Raw genomic sequence first — 282 nt, 5'->3', positions numbered from 1 at the left:
CGAACACCTTGTGTTGGCCAAGGTAGGGCGTCAGCATCACACCAGTTTGACCGCCGGGACCCGCGCCCGGAAACGTCTCCAGAATGTACGGCTTGTCGAGCCCGAGATGCGTTTCGTTTTCGCCTTTGTAGCGGGCGATAACCGTCTGCCCATTACGCAGGTGGGCGGCAATAACAGGTTGCTGCGTGGTTTCAGCTTGCACCGAAATTTCTCCTATACAGATTTTCAAGAGCGAGATTCAGGATGGATTCTCGCGATCTACATTTTGGGTACACCTTTTTC

At 53.5% G+C, this 282-nt stretch carries 1 protein-coding gene; it reads right to left on the bottom strand.

From position 1 onward, the window contains the following. Positions 1-202, bottom strand: a 202-nt coding sequence (locus AC1RPQ_RS08420) for a hypothetical protein (protein WP_481762332.1), incomplete at its 3' end; no start/stop codon positions are given. Positions 203-282 lie beyond the last annotated feature (80 nt).

The sequence above is a fragment of the Dellaglioa sp. CoH-57-MRSF-21 genome (assembly GCF_056781915.1).
Note: the sequence above shows the minus strand (reverse complement) of the source record. Positions and strands in the feature narration are given on the sequence as shown.